General features: G+C 32.8%; 6 protein-coding genes. 3 read left to right on the top strand and 3 right to left on the bottom strand.

Annotated elements, in window-relative coordinates:
* Positions 1-1,391, top strand: a 1,391-nt coding sequence (locus E2K52_RS13170) for an Eco57I restriction-modification methylase domain-containing protein (RefSeq protein WP_151205502.1), incomplete at its 5' end; no start/stop codon positions are given.
* Here E2K52_RS13170 and E2K52_RS13165 read toward each other — a convergent pair.
* The 3 genes from E2K52_RS13165 to E2K52_RS13155 form a co-directional block, all read right to left on the bottom strand.
* Positions 1,372-2,274: a hypothetical protein gene (locus tag E2K52_RS13165; protein WP_151205501.1), complete on the bottom strand. Its 903-nt coding sequence runs from the start codon at positions 2,272-2,274 to the stop codon at positions 1,372-1,374. The two genes, E2K52_RS13170 and E2K52_RS13165, sit on opposite strands and share 20 nt — an antisense overlap.
* Before the next feature lie 11 nt (positions 2,275-2,285).
* Positions 2,286-2,519 carry a helix-turn-helix domain-containing protein gene (locus E2K52_RS13160; RefSeq protein WP_151205500.1) on the bottom strand — a complete coding sequence of 78 codons (234 nt, stop codon included), beginning with the start codon at positions 2,517-2,519 and terminating at the stop codon, positions 2,286-2,288.
* A 320-nt stretch (positions 2,520-2,839) separates the two neighbouring features.
* Positions 2,840-3,817 (bottom strand): hypothetical protein, encoded by a 978-nt coding sequence (locus E2K52_RS13155; protein ID WP_151205499.1) that lies wholly within the window; start codon positions 3,815-3,817, stop codon positions 2,840-2,842.
* Between the two features lie 991 nt (positions 3,818-4,808).
* Between E2K52_RS13155 and E2K52_RS13150 the strand changes: the two genes are divergently transcribed.
* Both E2K52_RS13150 and E2K52_RS15495 read left to right on the top strand, forming a co-directional pair.
* On the top strand, positions 4,809-5,069 hold the full coding sequence (locus E2K52_RS13150) for a hypothetical protein (RefSeq protein ID WP_227548246.1): 261 nt from the start codon (positions 4,809-4,811) through the stop codon (positions 5,067-5,069).
* Positions 5,070-5,217: 148 nt separating this feature from the next.
* Positions 5,218-5,417: hypothetical protein (locus tag E2K52_RS15495; RefSeq protein WP_264765945.1), on the top strand; the 200-nt coding region annotated here is incomplete at its 3' end.

Here is a 5,417-nt window from a genome sequence, read left to right as displayed (position 1 = left end):
ATGTTCATGATCACTTAATTCTTGAACCTAGTATTGGGGAAGGCGTCCTACTTAAAAATTTAATAGGGCATCCAAAAAAAGTTGTTGGATATGATGTAGATGACTTACCATTTAAAGCTAGTAAAAATATTAATTCAGAAAATATAAATGTAATTTTTAAGCATGAATCATTTATTGAAGCTTTTTTAGAAAACTCTATTGCTGAGACATATGATTCAGTTATAGCTAACCCTCCATATGGTTTAGAGTTTTCTATTGAATATAGAAAAAAATTAAAGCAAGTATTACCTGAATTTTATGTCAAAGAGTCCTATGGTTTATTTCTTTATATGAGTCTTAAACAATTAAAAGCAAATGGACGTTATGTTTTTTTAATACCAGATACTTTTTTGACAAGTCATCGTCATTATGCTCTTCGAAAATTTTTGGCAGAGGAGGCACGTCCTTCTCATATTATTCGAATTCCATCAAAATCTTTTGAGACAGTAAGTTTTAAGTATGGAAATTTGTGTGTAATAGCTGGATATAAAGACAAATTAAAAGATTCAGATAGTGTTGTATGGAGTGAAGCATTAGATGGTCTTATTTCAGATGCTATTCCTGAACCTAAATTAAATGTTCAAGGTACTAAATTTATTACAAATATTGAACAAGGATGGAGTAGGTATTCATTGATTGAGCAAGATGCCTTAGTACCTAAAGAATGGTTAACTTTAGGTGATTTAGCTGAATGTCGAACAGGTATTTATACTGGGGATAATGCTACCTATATTGGTTTTGATCCATTCTTATCAAAAAGAAAAAGTAATGGACATGTAATTGACTGGGATCGTGATATTTATACTAAGGAATTAAATGATATTGAAAAATTAAATGGATTAAAAAAAACTAAAAAGTCATATGTACCATTTATTAGAGGTGGTCATCGTGAGGTTTTTGAAAAGCCATCGAATGCTATCTTATGGTCTGAAGAAGCTATTAATTTTTATAAAAACAATAAAAAATCCCGCTTTCAGAATAGTAATTTTTATTTTAGGGAAGGAATTTCTTTACCTATGGTAAGTAGCTCAAGAATATCAGCAAGTTACATGGTAAATAGTGTTTTTGATCAAGGGGTTGTTGGTATATTTCCCCATGATAGGAAAAATCTAGAATGTTTAATTATTTACTTAAATAGTTCGTTAGCTTCAAAACTGATGAAAGGATTGGTAAATGGGTCTGCAAATAATTCTGCGAATTATATAAAAAAACTGCCTGTACCTAATTTCACAAATAAAGCTCTTACAAAGGCTTTAATTATTTTTAATAAGATAAAGGCAGATAACAGACTAGATTCCAAAGAAATAGATAATTTTGTAGAAAATTATCTAATTACCAATCAAGATAATTGATAGGTGTTCCTGCCGTAGTTTGCAAATAATTTAGGAATGATGGTGATAGATCATTCCTAAAATCTACAACATTCTGTACTACCCATAGAATGTTTATATCTGTAAGAGATTCTATTTTTTGGTATGTTTGTGTCCCTGTGTATATATCCCACGTTTGAGATGAGCGTAATACATTTAAATAATTATTATTCGTATTTTGGCGAACCAATAATAACAATTTAGTATGGGGATCAAATCTTTTATAAGCGTGACTTACTGCTTGTAGTCTAAGCATATTGCCTTTTTCATTAGATCCAAATCCACTTTTAAAATCGACAACATATCTAGTCCCATCTACATGAAACATTTCATCTTCTTTTAAATTGATGGTTCCAATTATTTGGAGCAGATCATTAACTAAATCAATAATTTCTTGTTGCTGAGGGCAACCTGCGGAAAGTGTTTGAGCTTTATTTCGAAAAGCTGTGGTGATAACTGAAAAATTTGGAGGAGTAAATCTAGTTGCAATTGTAGAATAATCCCAAGCTACAGAACAAAATCTTTCCCATAATTCACCAATCCTGCGAGAAAAATCAATGGAGTTATAGTTCCAGACGCTATGTCTATTTTCTATACTTAAACAGGTAAAGATATATTGCACGATCAGAGCCATTATCGCTTTATCTTCATCATCTAGACCATTCATATTAGTAAAAGAGTCTTTTACTAATATAAGTACCCCATTTAAAGCATTATTTACCTGAGTTGCTTTCTCTTTAGGTTTAGCTGTAGTGCTTGTTTGAATGGCTTGAATCACTCCACCTGCTCTATGTAGGAAATCATTTTTTATATCGATTTTGAGCTGGTTTAATGATGTATTTGAGATGTTCAGAAAGTATTGCATCTTGTAAATTTCTATAGGTTTTTCAAAAAAAGTAAGTTTATAGAGACTTCTAAGTTTATTGAAATAATATATAGATTTTTCAACGAAATATTTCTTTCCCCCCTTTCAACACTCCCAATATAATTAGCATCTAAGCCTGATAATTCACTAAGTTGCTTTTGAGATAGTGCTTTCTTTAATCGGTGAATTCTCACATTTGAACCAACTAATTTTTTTAAATTTTCGAAATCGTCTTCAATATTCATATATGTCATAGTAAAAATTGCTATAAATAAGATTGTAGACTAAACAAGATACTTATTGAAAAAGTTAAGAAAATCTAAAATTAACATAATGCAGATTATACGAAATGCTTATATTTTTTCTTTATTTTTCAAAGCTATAATGCAATCTTTAAAGCCCCTTTTCTCCAATCGGGGCTTTTTTTTAATTTTCTCATGTTCCACGCTTAATCTTTAACCAATGTTCCACGCTTTTGTTTAGCCTAAAACAACAATGACCGTATTTTATTCGAGCCAATTTCAGCCTTCCTGGACTGAAATAATGGCCCAAATAAAATGCGGTCTTAGAGGAAGATAAATATCAAAAAGAAGATCACAGCCAAGCAACCGAATCCGATTGCTAAAGCCCGCCATAAATCCTTCTGTTTTGCGTTATTTCGGCTTTCATGCAGTAAGCGCGATACTTCACTAAGTTGATGCTCAGAATTGCTTAAATCGCTTTTTAGACGCTTTGAGAGCATATGTAATTGGTTTCTTTCTTGAAGGAATTTCTGCCGTTCCTGTGTGAGTTGATCAATTTTTTCTTGATCTTGGTGAATGATGGGCGTTTCTTTTTTGGCAAGTTGTTTTTCTAGAGCCTGTTTTTCATTCTTTAAGACATCAATCTTCAGTTCAAGCTGTTTAATTTTTTGATTGGAAAGTAGTTGAGTCTGCTCTAGTTGTTCATATTCCCCTTTGATCTGTGAGATTTCACTCTCAAGTTGTCTAATTTTTTCATCAGCCTGTTCATGAGGCTTTGCTAATCGTTCAGCATGTCTTTCAAGCATCAAAACTGTTTGGAATAGCTCATCGTTTTTCTGCTCTAGTTCTGCAATCTTCCATTTTGAATTGTGCAATCCTTTGTAGCGTAAAAGGTCTTCTATACGTGCATCGCCATCCAAAAACTTATTTTCTAAAATCCGATTACGCTCTTTTAGGTTTTTATTTTCGATTTCAAACTTCATTTCACGTTCAGCCATACGGTCTAAACGACGTTTTAGGTTTTGTATTTCATTATTTTGACGAGTAAGTCGGTCTATCTGCCGTTCAACTTTGTTTTTTAGGGCTGTTTTGGTCTTTAAAGTGGTTGATTCATCTTCTGCAAACTCTTTGAGATAACGACTTAACAGTGATTCCTCCAAATCAAAGGGCATGTTTAAGTCTTTTTTTAGCACTTGGATGATGGATTGATAGGTCAAACCCTCTTTTTTTAGGCGTAAAACATCGTCTAGATGATTTTTGAGCCACTTTTTCTTATTGAAAGACGGTTTATTTTTGATCACTTGAAAGCCTTAATTTTATTGACGCTTTAAAATCGGTTTTCAACCGATTTTTTAAGACACACCATACGCACCTTACAGGATGCCACTGGAAATAATGTGTAGTTAACTAAACTAATATCATTAATAAATATATGATTTAGATGATTAAAACAGTAATTTTTATGTAAAAACTTCCAAAAATTGCAAAAAATATTATAAGTGACTGATTCTTCGTTTTAGCTAGTTTTTTAAGTGGTTTATAAGGAATTAATTTTTAGACAGAAATGAAAAAAGCCACTTGTAAAACAAGTGGCTTTTCCCATATATTCAGCGGTACGCAGTTATTTGATGGTGAGACATCGAATAACGAAGATCATAAGGTTTGGCGACCGTTATGATTTCACACAAGGCTTGTACCTGAGCTCTATTTTCACAATAAAAAGTGTTTAGTTCAAGCCCCAAAATGATAAGTCTTCGTTAATTAAATGTTTTCGCTCATCAAATAAGCATCTCTAATCGAGTTTTGCCAGCTTCTGCGTGTCCGTTTATACGGTTGGTATGTGGTGTGGGTGGAAGGATTAAGCGACGCTAGCGCACCACAGCGATTGTTTTAGAAGGATATAAGAAACTAAAGCAAGAGTTGCTACTAGGGGAAATCGACAAAGCAACAACGTAATGAGTAGTTCAGGGGTGCTTTAAATTGTATGTTGGGGAAACCCTCACAGAGATAAGCTAACTGATCGGTTTGAGAACGTGTCGATGCGGTGTGTGAATCGTAATCTCAGCCTATGTAGGAAAGCACAATTACCTACTGTCGTGGACGACCGATGCGTGGCTCCGTCAGCCCAAAATTGGTATTCGGCAATACTTTAAGAGCAAGCAATTTTTGCATGCTCTTAGGGTGAGTATTGCCGAAACTCACTCAACGTTCACCATCAGCCCAAAGGGCTTGCCCGACGGCTGTGGTGATCTTGAGTGAGTTGAGAGCATTAATAATGTTTTGAGATTTTTTATGTTTATATTTGCGAGACCAGTTGTTTCACCATCTTTTGCTTTAAGAGGGAATCAAAATTTTATTTCATTTGATGATTTTATTGGCTTATATCAAAAGTTTATTCGGTTTAGTTATCAAGGGAATAAGGGCGCTGGCTTTTGTAAAGCAATTACGCTTAGTGATGATCCTGAGCTAGTAATTTATTCAGTTGAGCATGAGAAAAAATTTAGATCATGGATGTTAAGAGATTTTGATTTTATTGAGTTGGTAGAAATTTAGTGAACTAAAATTGTTATTTTGGAGAAACCTGACATTTCTACTTTGGAGTTACACCAGAATTTTGAATAAGAAATTTTATGTTAATAATTGACTTAAGTCTTCATTTTAGAAATAATACTTATAAGTATTAATCTTAAGTTATTTTCAAATGATAAAAGCTTTAAAACAGCATTTCACAAATGCTACGGATTTAAATAAATTAATGGCTTCCCTCTTGGGAAATGTTCATGATCACTTAATTCTTGAACCTAGTATTGGGGAAGGCGTCCTACTTAAAAATTTAATAGGGCATCCAAAAAAAGTTGTTGGATATGATGTAGATGACTTACCATTTAAAGCTAGTAAAAA

The sequence above is a fragment of the Acinetobacter sp. RF14B genome (assembly GCF_006864105.1).
GTDB classification, from domain to species: Bacteria; Pseudomonadota; Gammaproteobacteria; order Pseudomonadales; family Moraxellaceae; genus Acinetobacter; species Acinetobacter lwoffii_C.
Note: the sequence above shows the minus strand (reverse complement) of the source record. Positions and strands in the feature narration are given on the sequence as shown.